The organism is Polaromonas sp. CG_23.6, from assembly GCF_029892315.1.
GTDB lineage: Bacteria > Pseudomonadota > Gammaproteobacteria > Burkholderiales > Burkholderiaceae_C > Polaromonas.
In genome coordinates this window covers 1,428,347-1,447,909 of the sequence record NZ_JARXUY010000001.1, presented here as the reverse complement: position 1 = coordinate 1,447,909, position 19,563 = coordinate 1,428,347, and the positions used below count along the sequence as shown (strand labels likewise).

16 protein-coding genes are annotated in these 19,563 nt (G+C 62.9%); 1 reads left to right on the top strand and 15 read right to left on the bottom strand.

The features are described from left to right. Positions 1–110: 110 nt before the first annotated feature. The 15 genes from fdhF to apbC all read right to left on the bottom strand — a co-directional run bounded on the left by fdhF (position 111) and on the right by apbC (position 17,167). A complete protein-coding gene (fdhF, locus tag H4V98_RS06860) occupies positions 111–2,990 on the bottom strand; it encodes a formate dehydrogenase subunit alpha (protein WP_196861545.1) in 2,880 nt (959 codons plus the stop codon). Further along, positions 2,991–4,793 carry an NADH-ubiquinone oxidoreductase-F iron-sulfur binding region domain-containing protein gene (locus H4V98_RS06855; RefSeq protein ID WP_196861544.1) on the bottom strand — a complete coding sequence of 601 codons (1,803 nt, stop codon included), beginning with the start codon at positions 4,791–4,793 and terminating at the stop codon, positions 2,991–2,993. It lies immediately after the preceding gene. 175 nt (positions 4,794–4,968) lie between these two features. Next, positions 4,969–5,340 carry a Lin0512 family protein gene (locus H4V98_RS06850; protein ID WP_196861543.1) on the bottom strand — a complete coding sequence of 124 codons (372 nt, stop codon included), beginning with the start codon at positions 5,338–5,340 and terminating at the stop codon, positions 4,969–4,971. Next, positions 5,333–5,686: a Lin0512 family protein gene (locus tag H4V98_RS06845; protein WP_196861542.1), complete on the bottom strand. Its 354-nt coding sequence runs from the start codon at positions 5,684–5,686 to the stop codon at positions 5,333–5,335. Before H4V98_RS06845 ends, H4V98_RS06850 begins: the two co-directional genes overlap by 8 nt. Positions 5,687–5,898: 212 nt before the next feature. Then, on the bottom strand, positions 5,899–6,609 hold the full coding sequence (locus H4V98_RS06840) for a GntR family transcriptional regulator (protein WP_196861541.1): 711 nt from the start codon (positions 6,607–6,609) through the stop codon (positions 5,899–5,901). Between the two features lie 265 nt (positions 6,610–6,874). Then, on the bottom strand, positions 6,875–7,870 hold the full coding sequence (locus tag H4V98_RS06835; protein WP_196861540.1) for an Ldh family oxidoreductase: 996 nt from the start codon (positions 7,868–7,870) through the stop codon (positions 6,875–6,877). A 5-nt stretch (positions 7,871–7,875) separates the two neighbouring features. After that, a complete protein-coding gene (locus H4V98_RS06830; RefSeq protein ID WP_196861539.1) occupies positions 7,876–8,802 on the bottom strand; it encodes a hydroxyacid dehydrogenase in 927 nt (308 codons plus the stop codon). A 58-nt stretch (positions 8,803–8,860) separates the two neighbouring features. Continuing rightward, complete coding sequence (locus H4V98_RS06825; RefSeq protein ID WP_196861538.1) at positions 8,861–9,301, bottom strand: tripartite tricarboxylate transporter TctB family protein; 441 nt, start codon at positions 9,299–9,301, stop codon at positions 8,861–8,863. After that, positions 9,294–10,799, bottom strand: coding sequence for a tripartite tricarboxylate transporter permease (locus H4V98_RS06820; RefSeq protein WP_196861537.1), 1,506 nt, complete (start codon positions 10,797–10,799; stop codon positions 9,294–9,296). The genes H4V98_RS06825 and H4V98_RS06820 overlap by 8 nt, the downstream gene beginning before the upstream one ends. A gap of 91 nt (positions 10,800–10,890) precedes the next feature. Then, positions 10,891–11,847 carry a tripartite tricarboxylate transporter substrate binding protein gene (locus tag H4V98_RS06815; RefSeq protein WP_196861536.1) on the bottom strand — a complete coding sequence of 319 codons (957 nt, stop codon included), beginning with the start codon at positions 11,845–11,847 and terminating at the stop codon, positions 10,891–10,893. 119 nt (positions 11,848–11,966) lie between these two features. Beyond that, on the bottom strand, positions 11,967–13,142 hold the full coding sequence (locus H4V98_RS06810; protein ID WP_196861535.1) for a UxaA family hydrolase: 1,176 nt from the start codon (positions 13,140–13,142) through the stop codon (positions 11,967–11,969). A 49-nt stretch (positions 13,143–13,191) separates the two neighbouring features. Further along, on the bottom strand, positions 13,192–13,473 hold the full coding sequence (locus H4V98_RS06805) for a UxaA family hydrolase (RefSeq protein WP_196861534.1): 282 nt from the start codon (positions 13,471–13,473) through the stop codon (positions 13,192–13,194). A gap of 596 nt (positions 13,474–14,069) precedes the next feature. After that, complete coding sequence (locus H4V98_RS06800) at positions 14,070–15,137, bottom strand: SDR family oxidoreductase (RefSeq protein WP_196861533.1); 1,068 nt, start codon at positions 15,135–15,137, stop codon at positions 14,070–14,072. Positions 15,138–15,363: 226 nt separating this feature from the next. After that, positions 15,364–15,783 (bottom strand): BLUF domain-containing protein, encoded by a 420-nt coding sequence (locus H4V98_RS06795; RefSeq protein WP_196861532.1) that lies wholly within the window; start codon positions 15,781–15,783, stop codon positions 15,364–15,366. 292 nt (positions 15,784–16,075) lie between these two features. Beyond that, positions 16,076–17,167, bottom strand: a complete 1,092-nt coding sequence (apbC, locus tag H4V98_RS06790; protein ID WP_196861531.1) for an iron-sulfur cluster carrier protein ApbC — start codon at positions 17,165–17,167, stop codon at positions 16,076–16,078. Between the two features lie 283 nt (positions 17,168–17,450). On the opposite strand from apbC, the gene metG reads away from it, so the two are divergent. Then, positions 17,451–19,541, top strand: a complete 2,091-nt coding sequence (gene metG, locus H4V98_RS06785; RefSeq protein WP_196861530.1) for a methionine--tRNA ligase — start codon at positions 17,451–17,453, stop codon at positions 19,539–19,541. Positions 19,542–19,563 lie beyond the last annotated feature (22 nt).

The following is a 19,563-nucleotide window of genomic DNA, read 5'->3' as shown; positions in this document are numbered from 1 at the left end:
GATTTTTCAGGGACGTGTGTGGGCGCTGCCATGAAACATAAATGCCATAACGCTTTTTCCTCCTCGCTGTACAGAATCACGCCACGCCTTTGCGGGACCCTGCACCTGAGTCAAAACCACCTTTTAGCCGCCGTCTGCTCATAGCCTGCCAACTTGGCCACTGCGCCCCCGCGCCTGATGGCCACGGCGCAATACTTGAACTCCGGAATCTTGCCGAACGGGTCAAGCGCGGCGTTCGTCATCAGGTTCGCCGCTGCTTCGTAGTAGGCAAACGGGATGAACACCGCGCCGGACGGCGTGCCGTCGTCGCGGCGCACGTGGATGGCCACTTCGCCCCGGCGTGACAGCACGGTGATGACTTCGCCCGCCTGCACGCCGAGCTTCAACAAATCTGCGCCGCACAACGAAGCTGTTGCCATCGGCTCGATGGCGTCAAGTACGCTGGCGCGGCGCGTCATGCTGCCGGTGTGCCAGTGCTCAAGCTGGCGGCCGGTGATGAGCACAAACGGGTAATCGGCATCGGGCCGTTCGTTGGCCGGAATGATGTCAGCGGGCACCAGTTGCACGCGGCCGTCTTCGGTGTCGAAGCGGTCGATGAACACGGTGGGCGCACCGGGGTCATCGGCGTTCAGGCAGGGGTAGGTCACGCTGGATTCACGCTGCAGGCGCTCCCAGGTGATGCCGGCGATGGCGCTGTGCATGGCTTGGCGCATTTCTTCGTACACCGCTGCAACGCCGTGGTGCCCACCCTCGTACTGCCAGACCAGCCCCATGCCGGCGGCCATCTGCTGGACGATCCACAGGTCGGCCCGGGCATCGCCGGGCGGCTCAATCGCCTGCTGGCCGAGCTGCACCATGCGGTCGGTGTTGGTCACCGTGCCGGTTTTCTCGGGCCAGGCGGTGGCGGGCAGCACCACGTCGGCCAGCCAGGCGGTTTCGGTCATGAAGATGTCCTGCACCACCAGGTGCTCCAGGCTGGCCAGCGCGTGGCGCGCATGGTTCAGGTCGGGATCGCTCATGGCCGGGTTTTCACCCATGATGTACATGCCGCGCACCTTGTGCGGGTCGGCGTCGGGCGCCAGGATCTTGTGCATGATCTCGACCACGGTGTAGCCGGGCTGGTCATCGAGCGTCATACCCCAAAAATCTTCAAACCATGCATGCGCAGCCGGGCTGCTCACGCGCTGGTAGTTCGGGTACATCATCGGAATCAGCCCGGCGTCGCTGGCGCCCTGCACATTGTTCTGGCCGCGCAGCGGATGCAGGCCCGAGCCGGGCTTGCCGATCTGGCCGGTGACGGCGCAAAGCGCGATCAGGCAGCGCGCGTTGTCGGTGCCGTGGACATGCTGGCTGATGCCCATGCCCCACAGGATCATCGCGCCCCTGGCGCGGGCGAATTCACGCGCGACCTCGCGCAGCGTGGCCGCTGGAATGCCGCAGATCGGCGCCATCGCCTCGGGGCTGTAGCCCTGCACATTGGCACGCAGCGCTTCGTAATTGCTGGCGCGTTCCTCGATGAACGCCATGTCGGTCAGCCCCTCGTCGATCACCGTGTAGATCAGCGCATTGAGCATCGCCACGTCGGTGTCGGCCTTGAACTGCAGCGTGCGCCAGGCGTGGCGGCCAATGTCGGTGACGCGCGGGTCGGCCAGCACGATCTTTGTGCCCTTTTGGGCGGCGTTCTTCATCCAGGTCGCCGCCACCGGGTGATTGCCTGTCGGGTTCGAGCCAATGATGAAAATCAGCCCGGCGTTTTCCACGTCATGCACCTGGTTGCTGACCGCTGCGGAACCCACGCCTTCCAGCAGCGCCGCCACGCTCGACGCATGGCACAGCCGGGTGCAATGGTCCACGTTGTTGCTGCCAAAGCCGGTGCGCACCAGCTTCTGGAACAGGTAGGCTTCCTCGTTGCTGCCCTTGGCCGAGCCGAAGCCGGCAAGCGACTTCTTGCCCTTTGTGTCGCGCAGGGTTTTAAGCGCGCCGGTGGACAGCGCCAGCGCTTCGTCCCACGTCGCTTCACGGAAGACCTCGGACCAGTCAGCGGTGTCACGGTTGAGCGTTTGCAGCGCTGCAGGGTCTTTGGCGACACCGGTCTTGCGGATCAGCGGCACCGTCAGGCGCTGCGGGCTGTGCGCGTAGTCAAAGCCGAAGCGGCCCTTCACGCACAAGCGGCTGTGGTTCGCCGGGCCGTCGCGGCCTTCGACGCTGGTGATCTGGTTGTCTTTCACGTGGTAGGTCAGCAGGCAGCCGACGCCGCAGAACGGGCAGACCGAATCGACCTTTTTGTCGACGATTTGCGAGCCGACCTGCGTCTTGGGCATGAGCGCGCCGGTCGGGCAGGCCTGCACGCATTCGCCGCAGGCCACGCAGCTGCTGTCGCCCATCGGGTCGTCCAGGTCGAACACGATGGCGCTGTGCGCGCTGCGCAGGGCAAAGCCAATCACGTCGTTGACCTGTTCCTCGCGGCAGGCACGCACGCAGCGGTTGCACTGGATGCAGGCGTCGAGGTTCACGGCCATGGCGGGGTGCGACAGGTCGGCCCGGGGTTGCTCGCGGCGCAGCGCCTTGAGCTCGGGGCGGACCGTGACACCCATTCGCGAAGCCCATTCGCTGAGTTCACCGTGCTGCAGCGACTCATCCGTTTCAATCCACTTGTAGCCCGCATCCGGCATGTCCGACAGCAGCATTTCCAGCACCATCTTCTGGCTTTTCACGGCGCGATCGCTGCGGGCCTGTACCTCCATGCCCGCCGTCACACTGCGGCAGCAACTCGGCGCCAGCGTGCGCTCGCCGGCAATTTCGACCACGCAGGCGCGGCAGTTGCCGTCGGGGCGCAGGCCGTCCTGGTAGCAAAGTCGCGGAATATTCACGCCGTGGCGTTCGGCGGCCTTGAGGATGGTTTCGCCCGGGAAAGCGTGAAGGGTTTCATGGTCGAGTGTGAAGGCGATGGTGGGCAGCGCAACTTCATCGGCTTGGGCGCGTGCATTCATTCAGGCCACCTCATGAGAAAAGTATTTTTGAACGCAGCGCACCGGGTTGGGCGCGGCCTGACCCAGGCCGCAAATCGACGCATCGGTCATCACGCTGTTCAAATCTTCCAGCGTGGCGTGGTCCCACAGCGGCGCTTGCATCAGCTTGGCGGCCTTTGCCGTGCCGACGCGGCACGGCGTGCACTGGCCGCAACTTTCGCTGGCAAAAAACCGCATCATGTTCAGCGCCGCGTCACGCGCCTTGTCGTGCTGGCCGAGCACGATGACAGCGGCCGAGCCGATGAAGCCGCCGTGCGGCTGCAGGGTGTCGAAGTCCAGCGGCACATGCGCATGGCTGGCCGGAAAAATCCCGCCCGAGGCGCCGCCCGGCAAGTAGGCATAAAACTGATGGCCGTCCGCCATGCCGCCGCAGTATTCGTCGATCAACTCCTGCGCGGTGATGCCGGCCGGCGCCAGCTTGACGCCGGGTTGTTTTACCCGTCCGCTGACGCTGAAACTGCGCAGTCCCTTGCGGCCGTTGCGGCCAAAGCTGCTGAACCAGTCGGCACCCTTCTCGGCAATGTCGCGCACCCAGTACAGCGTTTCAAAGTTGTGCTCCAGCGTGGGCCGGCCAAACAGGCCCACTTCGGCAATATAGGGCGGGCGCATGCGGGGTTCGCCGCGCTTGCCCTCGACGCTCTCCAACATGGCGGACTCTTCGCCGCAGATGTAGGCGCCCGCACCCCGGCGCAACTCGATCAGCGGCAAGGGAAATGGCGGGTCGGCCTGCAGCTTGGCGATTTCGGCCTGCAGCAGCGCGCGGCAGTCGTGGTATTCGTCGCGCAAATAGATGTAGCAGGCGGCAATGCCCACCACCTGCGCGGCGATCAGCATGCCTTCGAGAAAGCGGTGCGGGTCGCGTTCCAGGTAAGTTCGGTCCTTGAAGGTGCCGGGCTCGCCCTCGTCGATGTTCACCGCCATCAGGCGCGGCGCGCTGTAGCCCTGCACGATGCGCCACTTGCGTCCGGCCGGAAAACCCGCGCCGCCCAGGCCGCGCAGGCCGGAGTTTTCCATGGCGTGCAGCACGCGCTCAGCGTCCTCTTCCCCGTTCGCCAGCCTTGCTGCCAGCGCATAGCCGCCGTGAGCGCGGTAGGTGGCGTAGTCGGTCGTGCCAGGCAGTTCGGGAATGCTTTTTTCCACCCAGTCAGCCACTACGAAATTGATAGCTGCTTGTGACCGTTGATATTGCGCCAGAGGCATTTTTGATGCATGAATTACGGCTTCAAGCGTGGCAAACGGCACCGGCGTCTGGTGCACCACCGCCACCGGTGCCTGCTCGCAGCGCCCGATGCACGGCGCGGCCAGCACGCGCACGTCCTGCGCGGCCAGCAGCGCCGGCAGTCCCGCCAGCAACGCTTGCGCGCCGGCCATCTCGCAGCTCAGCCCGTCGCACACGCGCACAGTCAAGCCAGGCGCCTGTCCATCGCCGCTGACGTCGCCCTTGACGACTTCGAAGTGGTGGTAGAACGTTGCCACCTCGTAGACCTCGGCCATCGAGAGTTTCATTTCCCTGGCCAGAGCCACCAGGTGCCGGTCGTGCAGGCAGCGGTAGGCGTCGTTGAGCAAATGCAGGTATTCGATCAGCAGGTCGCGGCGGTGGCCTTCGGTCGGGCGCGGCCCCACCAGCGCGCGAACTTCTTCCAGCGAAGCGTCATCAGCCTGCCGGCCCTTGAGCTGGCTCTTGCGGCGGATGCGCTCGCGCAACTGGTCAACCGTGGCGAGGGGAATGGCCTGGACGGCGGTTTTTTGGCTGGAAAGGTTCATGCGCCACTGTGGCGGTCAATGGCCACCACGTCAAATCGAATTTTTTTTCTGGGGCAATTCAATCGGCCAATGATCGGCCGGCTGAAAAGCTGGCGAACCCTGTCATGGACCCGTGTGCCAAGCAGGCTTGAACAGTGGAACAGCAACGCCGCGCGGGGGCAGGCAAAAACGAATCTCAGTTCGCGCCGCTCAAGCGCCAGTCGGCAGCCTCAATAGGCAAAAAGGCCTCAATCGCGGCGCTGGCGATCACGTGGGTGGTTTGCTGCTCGGGGTCATGCACGTCCAGTCCGCCGAAAACCGCCGTGACTTCAGCCCGCCCGCGCGGCAGTTCGGCGGCAACGACGGCCAGGTCCACCTTGTCCGGTTGCTGCACGCCGATGGTGACCTGCACGCGCATGTCGCGGTGGTCATAACCGAGCGACCTGAACAGCACGATGGACGAGTGGTGCAGCGCGTCATGCACTGCACGGCAGGCCGCCTTGGTGTAGTCGCCGCCATACAGGTCGTTGCCCGTGCCCATTTCGAGAATGATGCGTTTTTCAGCCATTTGCCGGCTCCATGTCAAAGGAAACGAGGATGGCCGCATGGGCCATGACACTGATGCTGTCGCCACCCGGCTTGGGGATGTCGAGCCCGCCCTTGACCACGGTGATGCTCGGCTGGCCGTAGGGGAAAACCTTCAGCAGCGCGTCAATGTCCACCGCGTCCGGCTGCTGCACCCCGATCTCGACGTCGATGATCATTGCCTCGCGGGGGAAACCAAAGGCTTCGGCCACATTCAGCGAGTTGTGCCACAGCGCATCGCGAATGGCCCGCGCCGCCGCTTCGGTGTAATCGAGGCTGCGAATCGACGTGCCCATGCCGAACTGGCTCACCACTCTTTTTTTCGCCATGTTTCATGCTCCTTTCAGTAAAAACGGGCTGTCGGCATGGCCTGGATACTGGCCTTTGTGCCAATCGGGATGGGCTGGAATTTTGTGAGTGCCCCGCTGTGGATGACTATGGCGTGGCTGTTTTTGCTGCATTGCCCAGCGCCCGGCTGTGCCGCCTGGTGTCTGGCTGCCACTGCGCTTGAAGCGGTCAAAGGCAGTTCTGGAAGTTTGGATCAAGCGGCGTCGCGCATGCGCGACACATAGTCAACATCGCGCGTGTCGACCACGGAAATACGGAATTCGGCGGGCTTGCGGTCAAAGGTGTAGGCCACGCGTTCGATGCGCAGCACCGGCATGCCGGCAGGCAGGCCGAGCAATCGGGCACTTTCAAGGCTGAGCAGCTCGGCGCGCACCCGTTCGTCGGCCTCAACGATCGTGATGCCAAAGGCAGACTGGTAAAGCCCGTAAATGGTGGAGTTGCGTGTGTTGAAAAGGTCTTGGGTCAAGCCGGGAAACATGGTCGTGGCGATGACGACATGGTCATGAATGACGGGCCGGCCCTTGAGCAGCAGCACGTTGTCAATGCAAAACACCGACTGCGTGCCATGCAGGCCCAGTGCCTGCGCTTCTTCCCGCGTGGCGCGGGACCGGGTGAACGACTGCAGGCGCACCTCCGGAAATTCGCTGACGCCGTCACGTCCGGCGATCTTGAAAAAATGAAACAAGAAGCGCTCGCGGTCCAGCTTGCCGACAAAGGTGCCGCGTCCCTGCTGGCGCACCAGCACATGCTCGGCCACCAGCTCATCCACGGCACGCCGCACGGTGCCGATGGACACTTCAAAACGCCGGGCAAGCTCGGTTTCATTGGGCAGCGCCACACCGGGCGCGGCAGCACCGGACTGAATATCTGCAATCAACTGCCGCTTGACTTGACGGTAAAGCATGGTCAAGGCTTGCCGCTGGAAGCCATTGCGAATTTGCCACTCAGCGGGGCGCCAGTGGCGACCCTGGCAAGGCGACACCCCCCCGGGCAGGTGCTCATGAAGTCCAAAGAGCGGAAGGCTCTGGGCTGGCTGCTTTTTTGTTCACGATAAGGCCTTGTTCACGGGTTGATTGCTACTCAAGCCAGCACTTTGTGCGTCCGGGGAGGACAACAAATCCTGAAGACGGTGCTGGCACAGGGCGATTGTAAAAGCCCTGGTTTCGCGTTCAGCGCAAGGCCTTGATGGCGTCGAGCGTCGCCTGGGACACGTCAATGCCTGAAGCATCGGCCCGGGCCATCAGGTCGAACCGGCGTTGCCCGGGAAGCCGCACGCCCTCGTCCACCAGCATGGCCGCCAGCAGGGCTTCAATCCGCTCGCCGTACACCGCCGTGCCGCCCAGCGCGCCCGGATCAATCACGATGAAGGCCTGGCCCAGCCGGGGCTGGTTGCCTTCATCGACGAAAAAGGTGTCGGCTTCGGCGCCAAAATGCGCGCCGGTCAGCGTGGTCACCAACAGCTCGACCATCAGCGCCAGCATCGCCCCCTTCACGCCGCCCATCGGCAGCATCGAGCCTTCCAGGCCTTTTTTCGGGTCGGTGGTCGGGTTGCCGTCTGCGTCCAGTGCCCAGCCCAGTGGAATGGCTTCGCCTTTTTTGGCCGCCACCATCAGTTTGCCGCGCGCCACCTCGGACAGCGACAGGTCGATGCTGACCGGGTGCCTGCCTTCGCGTGGAAAGATGGCGGCGATCGGGTTGGTGCCGAAAATCGGCCGCTTGCCGCCCGCCGCCGGCATGGCCGCAGGCGAATTGCCGCAGGCAATGCCCACCATGCCGGCACTGGCGACGGCGTCCAGGTGGTACGACGCCATGCCGAAATGGTGGCTGTTGGTGACAGCGGCAATGGCAATGCCGGTTTGCGCCGCGCGTGCAATCGCTTCGTCGATGGCCAGGCGGCAGGCCGGAAAGGCAAAACCGTTACAAGCATCGACCAGCACGGCGCTGGCACGCTGGTTCCTGATCGCCGGCACGGCATCGCCGAGCACGCGCCCCGCCTTGAGGTGGGCCACATACATGGTGACGCGTGACAGGCCATGCGACGGCAGGCCGCTGGCTTCGGCTGCCACCAGGGCAAGTGCCGTGGCACTGGCCTGGGCGGGCGATGCGCCGGCGTGGGTCAATGCGTCCTGGACCAGGGTGTTGAGTTCTTCGTACGAGTGCAGCATGGGGGTCAGGCTTTCAGGGCGCGGGCCACGGCGGCCGCAATCAGGGTGGAGACGCGCACATTGGATTCGGCGGTGACACCGGCCACATGCGGCGTGAGGATGGCATTCGGGCAGCCCTCCCAGGCAGAGCCGGCACCCAGCGGCTCGGACTCGAACACGTCAAACGCTGCGCCGCCAAGGCGGCTCTCGCGCAAGGCCGCCGCCACCGCCCGCTCGTCGGCAATGCCGCCCCGGGAGGTATTGATCACGATGGCGCCGGGCTTCATGCCTGCAATGCGTTCGGCCGACAGCATGTTGGCCGTGCCGGGTGTCAATGGCACATGCAGGCTGACGACATCGGCCTGGCTTAAAAGGTCTTCGAAGGAGGCGCATTGCACACCGCTTTCGGCCCAGACCGGGTTGTCGGCTGCCAGCATCGGGTCGTGCGCCATGACGGTCATGCCCAGACCTTGCGCCAGTTTGGCGGTGAGCCTGCCGATGCCGCCAAAGCCCACGAGCCCCAGGCAGGTACCGGAGATTTCACGCCCATTGGACAAAGCCGGTCGCGGCCATGTGCCGCTGGCCACGGCCGCGCTGGACAGGTAAACGCCGCGCAGCAGCACCATGGCAGTGCCAATCACATACTCGGCAACAGCCAGGGCGTTGGCGCCGGTGGCAGGGATCACCTGCATGCCGCGTGCTTCGCAGGCGCTCACGTCGATGTTGTCCAGGCCCACGCCCAGGCGGCCGATCACCTTGCAACGCGCCAGCGCGGCCAGCAATTCGCCGCGCACCTGGGTGCGATTGCGCACGATGAGCGCGTCGGCGGTCTGCGCCAGTTGCAGCAAGCGCGGCATGTCGTCGACCAGTGTGGGGTCAAACACCACATCGTGCTGGGCTTGCAACTGCGCGACTGCGCTTTCGTCCATGAATTCAGAGATCACTATTTGCATGTTGGGTTCTTGAGCCTGGTTGAATAAAAAAAATCGTCTCGTGCCAGAGGCGCTGCATTCAAGGCAGGGGCACCTGCAGCACGTGTTTGAACAGGGCGTACAGCAGGACGATCACCGTCGCGGCGGACAAGCTATAGCCCATCGCGGTGCGCAGTGTCCAGCGGTCGTGGTGGGCAATCAGCAGCAACGCGGCCATCGCCGCTACACCTGCAGGCAAAAAACCCAGGGGGCCAAGCGCGAAGCCCCAGGCCAGCATGACGAGGGCCACCAGCGCGCGGCGAAGGGACGATCCGTCGACCGCTGCGCCACGCCGGGTACGCTTGAGCACCACCAGCACGATATAGACGATGCCCAGAATGACCAGCAGCGCGCCCACGGTGCGCGGGAACACGGCGCCCAGGTCAGAGTAGTCGCGCGAAGCCCAGATGGCGCCAGCGCCGACCAGCACCATCAGGGCACTGCCGATGGCGCCTGGAATGTCGGGACGTTGTTCAGCCATTGTTGGCCTCCGTGAGGCGCGCCCGCCGCGCCGCCCACAGGGGCCACAGCAATCCAAGCACGATAAAGAAAATAATGGCCAGCGAAATCGGCCGCGCAAAGAATTCGGCCATCACGCTGCCACGCGCGCCACCGATCAGGTAGCCCTGCACATAACCGCGCTCGGCAATGGAGCCCAGAATCAGGCCGAGCACGATGGGCGAGGCGCTGAAACCCAAGCGGCTCACACCCCAGGCCAGCACGCCGAGCACCACCATCTGCTGCACTTCGTGCACGTTGTTGTGCACCGCATAGCTGCCCAGCACGGTCATCAGCGCCACCGAGGGCACCAGCACCGCCTTGGGAATGGCCAGGATGGAGCGGAACGCGAAGCGCCCGACCAGCAAGCCCACCGGCAGCATGATGAGGGTGGCCAGGATCAACCCCCATATGAAGGTGTAGACGATCGGCGCCTGTTCGGTGAACAGGGTGGGGCCGGTCCGGATGCCCTGCACCAAGAGCGCACCCAGAATGATCGCGTCCGGTGGTGTGCCGGGAATGCCGAGCACCAGTGTCGGGATGAAGCCGCCACCTACAGTGGCGTTGTTGGCAGACTCGGTCGCCACGAGGCCGTCGGGCTCACCTTTGCCGAAGTTTTCGCTTCGGGGGGATGAGCGTTTCGCTTCCGAATACGACACCAGCGAGGCGATGGAGCCGCCCGCGCCCGGCAGAATGCCGACCACAGTGCCGATGATGGAACTGCGCACCAGGTTGAACTTGGAGCGCTTGATGATGCCGACGGCTTCCTTCAGCCTGAAACTGGCGACCTGCGAGCCGGTCTTCAGGTGCGCCACCGGTGTGGCTACCAGATCGATCAGCACCGGTATGCAGTACAGCCCGATCAGCGCCGACACCACGTCGATGCCGCCCAGCAGGGATTTGAACTCGCCCACGTAACGGATGTCGCCGCCGACCTCGGCCACACCGACCATTGACAGCAGCAGCCCGAGGCCGCCGCCAATCAAGCCCTTGATGGTGCTGCCTTCGCCGAGCGAGGCGATCAGCGTGAGGCCGAACAACCCCAGCCAGAAATACTCGACAGGCCCGAACTTCAGGGCCACGGTGGCCATGGGCGGCGCCATCACCAGCAAAAAGGCAGCCCCCACCAGGCCCCCGGCGACCGAAGACAGGCAGGCCAGCGTCAGGGCCAGGTCGCCATCGCCGTTGCGTGCCATCGGGTAACCGTCGAATGTGGTGGCAATCGATGACGGCGTGCCCGGCGTGTTGAGCAGCACCGCAGCGTAGGCACCGCCATAGATCGCGCCGGTGTAGATCGCCCCGAGTGCAATCAGCGCGGCGGCCGGCGCCATGGTGAATGTGAACGGCACCAGCACGGCCACCGCCATGGTGGCGGTCAGGCCCGGCAAGGCGCCGATGACGGTGCCGGCAAAGACGCCGCCCAATGCCAGCAACAGATTGAGCGGCGTCAGCGCCGCCAGCAAGTAGTCAAGACTGCCCATGGAACTCCTCTACGGACTGGTTCAGGAAACAAAAATAAACCGGCATCCAGGGGTGCGGCGCAGGGTTCATCCGGCGCCGGGCCTGGCGGTGTTACTTTTTGACGATGCCCATTTCCTTGGCCAGTGCCCCATAGCGGCCCTTCACCTCGGTCATGAATGCACCCATCTGGGCCGGACCGACGTTGAGCATGGCAAAACCGCTTTCTTCCATCTTGCGGATGAATTCCGGGTCGGCATTGACCTTGGCCAGATCGGCCGCAAGCTTGTTCTGGATGTCGACCGGTGTGGACTTGGGTACCGCTACGCCGCGGTACGCACCACCGACCAGATTGAACCCCTCCTCCTTGAAGGTCGGACAGTCCGGCAACTGGGGATGGCGTTGCTCCATCGCCACCGCCAGGCAGCGGACCTGGTTGCCGAGCGACATCTGCACCGAGGTGTAGCCCCAGCTGCCGCTGACCTGCTTGCCCAGCAGCGCGGTGTTGGAGGCGCCTGTGCCGCCAAACGGGATGTAGGTGGTCTTGATGCCCGCCATCTTGTCGAACTGGCGCTGCGCCAGATGGTTGGCCGAGTTCGTGCCCGAGCCCGACAGCGTGGTCGCGCCCGGCGACTTCTTCGCCGCCTGAATGTAATCCTTCAGGTTCTTGATGGGGCTGTCGGCGGGCACCAGCAAAGCGTCGGGCGTGAAATGAAACCAGAACACCGTGGTGAGGTCATCGGTCTTGTAGCCAACGTCTTTTTCCAGCGGCTGCAGCACGATGTGCGGCAGGTTGGTGCCCATCACCGTGTAGCCATCGGCCGTCATGCCGTTGAGCTGGGACCAGGCGGCGGCACCGCCGGCGCCTGCCTTGTACTGGATCGCCAGGCCCTGGCCGGTTAATTTCTTGAACACCGACTCCTGAAGCCGGGCGGAGATGTCGGATTCGCCGCCTGGTCCGTAGGGGATGATGTAGTTGATGGTCTTGTCCGGATAACCGGCGGCGAAAGTCAGCGGTGCCGCGAGGGCAACGGCGACGGTGATCAGTGTGGTGCGAAAGCGGTATGCCATGGCTTGTCTCCAGGTAGATATGAACGCCGGCCCAACCAGTGGGTCAGGCCTGCGGTGGTTCACCTGCGCACCCGGATCTTGTGTCCGCTTGCGCGCAGGAGGGATGGCCCGAAGCTATGTCACGCGCTCTCGAACAGTCGGGTCATGACGAATTCACGGTGTCCCAGCGCTTCGGCCGAGGTGAAGCGGCCATTGACGGTCTGCATCATCATGTCGAGCAGCGCGTCGCCGGCATCGTCCATGGTCAGTTCGCGCTGCAGCAGGCCCGAGCAGTCCACGTCGATGTGTTCGCTCATCAGGCGCACGGTGCGCGGGTTGGCGCAGATCTTGATGACCGGCACGATGGCATTGCCGATGACGTTGCCCTGGCCGGTGGGGAACAGGTGCACGGCAAAACCCGAAGCCGCGCACAGCGTGACCATTTCAGCAGCGGCAGACGACGAGTCCATGAACCACAGGCCCGGCTTGTCAGGGGTCTCGGCCTTGTCGAGCACGCCGTCGACCATGCATTTCTTGCCGATTTTCTGGATGTTGCCCAGCGCTTTTTCCTCGATGGTCGTCAGGCCGCCGGCAATGTTGCCCTTGGTTGGCTGCGAGTCCGACAGGTCGGTCGTGGCGTGGCGCTTGATCATGGCCTGGTAGTCGTCGAACATCTTCATGAAGTCGGTGCGGACCTTGTCGGTGCGGCAGCGCGCGGCCACCAGGTGTTCGCCCCCGGTCAGCTCGGAGGTTTCGCCGAACACCAGCGTGGTGCCCAGGTCGTACAGCTTGTCAAAGGCATTGCCCACCGTCGGGTTGGCGCCGCAGCCCGACGTCGTGTCGGATTCACCGCACTTGGTCGACACCCACAGGTCGGCAATCGGGCATTCGACGCGAAACTTGCTCGTGGCGTGCTGGATCATCTTCTTGGCAGCCTGCGAAGCGCGCATGATGGTTTCATGGTCGCCATGGCCCTCAATGCCAAAGCCAACCACCGGTTTGCCCGTGGCGGCAATGCCGTCCACCACCTTTTTGGTCCAGCTGTCCTCGATGCCGATCACCACCACGGCGGCGACGTTCGGGTTGGAACCGGCGCCAATCAGCGTGCGGAAATGCAGTTCGAGGTCGGCGCCGAATTGCAGGCGGCCATAGGGATGCGGAATCGCCATGGTGCCCTTGACCGCATGGGCAACGGCTTCGGCTGCAGCGTTGGACAGGTCGTCCAGCGGCAGGATGATGACGTGGTTGCGCACGCCGACGCGGCCGTTTTCGCGGCGGTAGCCCCAGAAAGTCGTGTTTTTGTCGATGATGGACATGAGAGAAAGCCTTGGATGGAATTGAATGGGCGGACGGGTGGCAGCTGATTTACCAGCGCTTGGTCTTGATGTTGTGCACGTGGGCGTGGTCGCCGACCGCGATCGCCGCCACAACCTTGCCGATATCGGTGCCGTACTTGATGACGGTGTCGCCTTCGGCCATGCTTTTGACCGCCACCTTATGGCCAATCGGGATGGCCGCATTGGCCTTGATGGTGATGGTGCGGTCATCGTCCAGGATCAGGGCCGTCATGTCCTGACCGGCCTGAATACCTTCAACGACAACGACAGCCACGCTGTCTTTTTCTTCGTGCAATACGCAATGGATCACTGAAATTCTCCTTGAATGAATAAGCAATCGAGGGACCGGGGCCCCTGAATTTGAAAGTCGCGGCAGCATTGATCTGCCATACAAATATAAATCATCTATATGACTTGAAGAACAGGGTTTCCCCTCATGCGGGTTGTAAAAATGTTTTTTTGCGCTTTCTTGCCTCGGCCTTCACTGAAGAATGCCCTTCCTGGCATTGGTCAGCGCGATGTCCTGCGGCAGCGTGACGAAGATGACGCCAGACGTGACCACGCACTGGATTAACGCCAACTGCTGGAGGTTCAGTGCTTAACGGGCGACTGGCGCAACAGCTCGGGGCGGCTGCAAAGGCGAAGCGGAACGGCCAGAAGGTCATCCCCTTGTTCGTGCCTGCCCATGCGCGCACCAGGGCCGCCACAGCAGGTGGGTGCGTCTGGTGGCGGAGTCGGCCCCGCCGGGCAATTCGGGGATTGCTTTTTCCGGTACGACCAGCTGCTACAAAATTAGTAGCTGCTCGCGCCCGTCAGTATTGGGCCAGAGCTATATTTGATGAATAAATCACGAATTCAAACGCAGCCTGCAGCGGCGGCGTCTGGCGCACCGCCGCTGCAGGCTGGCTACGGAATCAGCCGCTCGGCCCGCAGCTGGGCAAACAGGTCGAAAAATGACTCGTCCGTGGCCTGGTAGGCCGCGAAGCCGAGCTTTCGGCTCCGCGCCATGTCGGTCATCACCTCCAGCGGGCGGCCCAAATCCAGGTCGGTGTGCCAGGGGGACGCCAGGCGGTCCAGCGCCGCCTCGGCCAGGCCGTGGCGTTGCGCCATCTCGCGCCACAGCGCATGGTCGTTGGCCATGATGGCTTCGAGCGGCTGAACGCTGCCGGTGAAGCCCGCCGCCGGCACGCCGAACCATTCGGCCAGCCTGCCCCACAGCCAGCTCCAGCGGAACAGGTCGCCATTGGCGATGTTGAAGGCCTCGTTGCGCGCGGCGTCCGTGTCGGCCGCCCAGACCAGTTGTTTGGCCAGCATCCGCGCGTCGGTGACGTCCGACAGCCCGTTCCATTGCGCTGCCGAACCCGGGAACTGGAACGCCCGCCCGGTTTCCTTGCAGATCGACGCATAGACGGCCAGCGTGGTGCCCAGGTTCATCGCATTGCCGACCGCCCGGCCGATCACGGTATGCGGGCGATGAATGCTCCAGGTAAAACGGTCGCGCCAGGCCGCTGCATAGACCTCGTCTTCCTGCGCGTAATAAAAATTCTCGACCGGCAGGCGCGGCTGGCTTTCACGCAAGGGCGTGTCCGGCAGCGTGCCGGACGTCGCATACGCATCGAACGGGCCCAGGTAATGCTTCAGGCCCGTGACCAGCGCCACATGGCGCAAGGTTTTGCGGGGCCCCAGCGCCGTCAGGAGGTTGCGCACCATGGCGGCATTGACCTTGATGTTCTCGGCCTCTGTCGCGCGGCGCATCCAGGTCGTGATGAACACATGGGTCGGCGCCACGTCTTGCAGCGCGGCCGCCAGGCTGGCGGGGTCGAGCAGGTCCGCCGCCACCGGGCGCAAGCCCGCCACGTCGTGTTTCGGCTGCCGTGCAAGCCCGTAAGTGAGCCATCCGTTGGCGATCAGTTCGCGTGCGACGCTGCTGCCGCCGATGCCGCTGGCACCCACCACCAAAGCGGTTCTTTGCATGATTTTTCTCCGTTAGAGTTGCCCCGGTACAGGGTTTTTACGGATACCAGTCTAATGGGATGGCACTTTTTGCAGCCTCCACGGCAGCCAAGCCCCCACCAAGTCACCTGAAAACTCAGTTCCCCGGCGCATCGCCGCGCCCAAACGCAGCGCCCGCAAGGCATTCGACAATGTAAAGGCTGACTGGCGCCAAGGCTTTGACGGCTGTAAAGGCGAAGCTGAACGGCTAGACGGTCATCCAGTTGTTCGTGCCTGCCCATTCGCGCAGCAGGGCCGCGACAGTAGCCGGATCAGCCATGTACAGATCGCACGCGCTGTTCGGGTTGAACCGGCTGAAAATAGCCTTCATCTCATCGTTCCAGGTCAACAGCGCCATGGACCATTTCGGGTATTCACGCTGTGCAATCGGCTCGTGGACCAGCATTTTGACTTCGCTATGACGCGAATCTTTTTCAATTTTCTGATACAGCGCGTCAACGATTGCGGCGTCGCCTTCCAGAAACTGCAGGTAAACGCTGTCCAGAAAACACATGGCGCCGCTGACGCCCCGTAGAGGATTGTTCTTTCGGGAAACAGCCAGAATTTCCTTGAGTTCCAGCGGCAGGGGAGAACTGGCGCGACTGACATAAATGGTCCGGATGAGCATGAAACAGTCCTTAGGGAAAAATGGCACTTGATATCAAATACCAAAGCAAAAATCCAGCGACAGGACCCATTCGAGGCCGATTGTCGATTTGACAGCTCGACTTTACCCTTGCGCTTTGCCCTTGAACTTGGTACGTAGTGGATAACCCTTAAAGTCCAGCTTGTCTGCTCATCATGCTCGAAAACGGTGACCCCATTTTGACAATTTCAGGTCCGCTCACAGACGGACCTGCAGGAACGCGATGAAAAAAGCAGCGTCCTTCATGGACCTGCAACTTTTCAATGCATGCGGCTCAGGTATTTTTGGAAATCGTGATGCTCGGGAACTTGGCCGAGAAGTCCTTCGCCTTGGCGGCCACAGTAATCGCCACCTTGCGCGCCACGGCCTTGTAAATGCCGGCCACGTCGCCGTCGGGGTCGGCCACCACGGTGGGCATGCCGCTGTCGGCCTGCAGGCGGATCTTGATGTCCAGCGGCAGCGCGCCGAGGTAGTCCATGTTGTAGTCGGCAGCCATCTTCTTGCCGCCGCCTTCGCCAAAGATATGTTCGGCATGGCCGCACTGGCTGCAGATGTGCACCGCCATGTTCTCGACAATGCCCAGGATCGGCACGCCGACCTTTTCGAACATCTTGATGCCCTTCTTGGCATCTAACAGCGCAATGTCTTGCGGCGTGGTGACGATGACCGCGCCGGTCATGGGCACGCGCTGGCTCAGCGTGAGCTGGATGTCGCCGGTGCCGGGCGGCATGTCAACGATCAGGTAGTCCAGGTCTTTCCAGTTGGTCTGGCGCAGCAATTGCTCCAGCGCCTGCGTCGCCATGGGGCCGCGCCAGATCATGGCTTCATCCTGTGCGACCAGGAAACCGATGGACATGACCTGCAGGCCGTAGTTTTCCATCGGCTCCATGTTCTTGCCATCCACGCTTTCAGGCCGGCCCTCGATGCCCATCATCATCGGCACGCTCGGGCCGTAGATGTCGGCATCCAGCAGGCCGACGGCCGCGCCTTCGGCAGCCAGCGCCAGCGCCAGGTTCACGGCGGTGGTGCTTTTGCCGACGCCGCCCTTGCCCGACGCCACGGCAATGATGTTCTTCACATTCGGCAGCAGTTGCACGCCGCGCTGCACGCTGTGGCTGGCAATTTTCACGGTGACATTGACCGACACATTGCCGACGCCGGCGACACCCTTGACGGCGGCAATCAGGCTTTTGCGCAGGCCGGCGATCTGGCTTTTGGCCGGGTAGCCAAGTTCGACATCGAACGCCACATCGTCGCCGCTGACCTGCAGGTTTCTCAGCGCCTTGGTGGTGACAAAATCTTTGCCGGTGTTGGGGTCGAGCACGGTTTGCAGTGCGTTCAGAATTGCCTGTTGTTCTACAGCCATCGGGAAAATCTCCATGTAATTCGGACAAGGCAGGCTGCTGCTTTTTTCAGGAAAGCCTGCGGGTTGCGGGGGGTTGACACGGAGTCTAACGCCGCCGCGCTGGCCAATATTCGCTAGGGGCATGCAAATTGCTATTTATTTTATAGCTGTACTCGAAGGCACAGCAGGCGCAATAGCCCTTTTTGGCTTGTAAAACACCAAACCCCGGCGGTGCGGATGGCACCCAAGCCGGAGCCGCCCCTTAAAATCGAAAATCAGCCCTCCACCGTCAAAAGCACATCCTATGTCCCAGCGCCGCCTGTTTGTTACCACCGCCCTGCCCTACGCCAACGGCAATTTCCACATCGGCCACATCATGGAATACATCCAGGCCGACATCTGGGTACGTTTCCAGCGCATGCAGGGCCATGCGGTCAACTTCGTCGGCGCCGACGACGCCCACGGCGCACCCATCATGATTGCCGCCGAAAAGGCCGGGAAGACGCCGCAGCAGTTCGTGGCCGACATCGCCGCCGGCCGCAAGCCTTATCTGGACGGCTTTCACATTGCCTTTGACAACTGGAGCTCGACCGATTCGCCGGAAAACCATGAACTGGCCCGGCAGATCTACCGCGACCTGCGTGACAACGCGCAGGGCTCGCTGATCGAGACCAAGACCATCGAGCAGTTCTTTGACCCGGAAAAGAACATGTTCCTGCCCGACCGCTTCATCAAGGGCGAATGCCCGAAGTGCCACAGCAAGGACCAGTACGGCGACAACTGCGAGGTTTGCGGCGCGGTGTATGCGCCGACCGACCTCATCAAGCCGTATTCGGCGCTGTCGGGCGCGGTGCCGATGCTCAAAAGCTCGGAGCATTTTTTCTTCAAGCTGTCGGACCCGCGATGCGTGGACTTTCTGGAAGGCTGGACGCAGGACGGCAAGCTGCAGCCTGAAGTCGCCAACAAGGTCAAGGAATGGTTCACCGTTCGCACCAATGCCGACGGCACGCAGAGCGAAGGCCTGGGCGACTGGGACATCAGCCGCGACGCACCGTACTTTGGCATCGAGATTCCGGACGCGCCGGGCAAATACTTTTATGTCTGGCTGGACGCGCCGATTGGCTACCTGGCGTCGCTGAAAGATTTGCTGACGAAGCGCGGCGAGAGCTACGACGATTACATGGCCGACCCGCGCCTGGAGCAGTACCACTTCATCGGCAAGGACATCGTCACCTTCCACACGCTGTTCTGGCCGGCGATGCTGAAGTTCAGCGGCCGCAAGACGCCCGACAACATCTTCGTCCACGGCTTCCTGACGGTGAACAATGGCGAAAAAATGAGCAAGAGCCGGGGCACCGGCCTGGACCCGCTGAAGTACCTGAGCCTGGGCATGAACCCGGAATGGCTGCGCTATTACCTGGCCGCCAAGCTCAATGCCAAGAATGAAGACATCGACTTCAATGCCGACGACTTCATGGCGCGGGTGAACAGCGACCTGGTGGGCAAGTTCATCAACATTGCCAGCCGCGCGGCGGGGTTCATCAGCAAGCGCTTTGCCGGCCGGCTGGGCGACGTCTCTGGCGACGGCGCCGCCCTGCTGGACGGCCTGCGCGCCCAGTCCGGCGCCATCGAATTACTGTACGAAGCCCGCGAATACGCCAAGGCACAGCGCGAAGTCATGCTGCTGGCCGACCTGGTCAACGCCTATGTGGACCAGAACAAGCCGTGGGAACTGGCCAAGAAGGAAGGCATGGAGGCGCGGCTGATCGATGTCTGCACCGTCTGCATCGAGGCCTTCCGGCTGCTGACGCTCTTCCTCAAGCCCGTGCTGCCCGCGCTGGCCGCGCAGGTCGAAGTCTTTTTGGGCATCGCGCCGCTGACCTTTGCCGACGCCGCCACCCGCCTCGGCAAGGGCCACACCATCGGCGACTACAAGCACCTGATGCAGCGCGTCGATGTCAAGCAGCTTGAGGCACTGTTTGAGCCTCCAGCGCAGGACACACCGGCATTGGAAGCTATTGAAAACATAGCTCCAGGCGGCGAGGCCATTGCCCCTGCCATCACCATCGACGACTTTGCGAAAGTGGACTTGCGCATCGCAAAAATTGTCAATTGCGAAGCGGTGGAAGGCTCGGTCAAGCTGCTGCGCCTGACGCTGGACGCGGGCGAAGGCCGGATGCGCAATGTCTTCAGCGGCATTGCGTCGAGCTACAAGCCTGAAGACCTGATCGGCAAGCACACGGTGCTGGTTGCCAACCTTGCCCCGCGCAAGATGAAGTTCGGCATCAGCGAAGGCATGGTGCTGGCCGCCAGCCATGCCGACGAAAAAGCCCAGCCCGGCATCTACGTGCTGGAGCCGCTGCCGGGCGCAGCGCCGGGCATGCGGATTCATTGAGCCGCCAGCCCCACGCTTCACG